2 rRNA genes are annotated in these 580 nt (G+C 42.9%); both read left to right on the plus strand.

What is annotated here, in order from left to right:
- Positions 1–118 (plus strand): 5S ribosomal RNA (rrf, locus tag KQI22_RS13745).
- Between the two features lie 244 nt (positions 119–362).
- A 23S ribosomal RNA gene (locus tag KQI22_RS13750) occupies positions 363–580 on the plus strand; the annotation flags it as partial.

The following is a 580-nucleotide window of genomic DNA, read 5'->3' on the forward strand; positions in this document are numbered from 1 at the left end:
TCTGGTGGCGATGCGCTTAAGGGACACACCCGTTCCCATCCCGAACACGATGGTTAAGACTTAAGCGGCCGATGGTACTGCATTGGAGACGATGTGGGAGAGTAGGTGGCTGCCAGATTTAAAAAGAAATTGCTGGTTTACCAGTGATTCAAGCACAAATCAATATTTGTTCTTGAATGACTGATAAAATTCAGTCAAAGTCGTACCTTGAAAACCGAATACAGAAATTAATCTTAAAAATATCAGAAATGATAACAAGACATCGAAAAGAAAACAGTCATAGCAAATATGACAAATCTTAACAAACTCAAAACTCATGAGAAAAGATTTCAAACGCTAATGAAATCGAGCGAGACTAAAAAGGTTAAGCTGATAAGAGCGCAGGGTGGATGCCTTGGCACTAAGAGCCGATGAAAGACGTGATAAGCTGCGAAAAGCTGTGGGGAGGAGCAAATATCCCGTGATCCACAGATATCTGAATGGGGAAACCCGGCTGAGGAAACCTCAGTCACCGTTAACTGAATCCATAGGTTAACGGAGGGAACCCGGTGAACTGAAACATCTAAGTAGCCGGAGGAAG

This window comes from Kineothrix sp. MSJ-39, from assembly GCF_018917935.1.
Taxonomy (GTDB): domain Bacteria; phylum Bacillota; class Clostridia; order Lachnospirales; family Lachnospiraceae; genus CAG-194.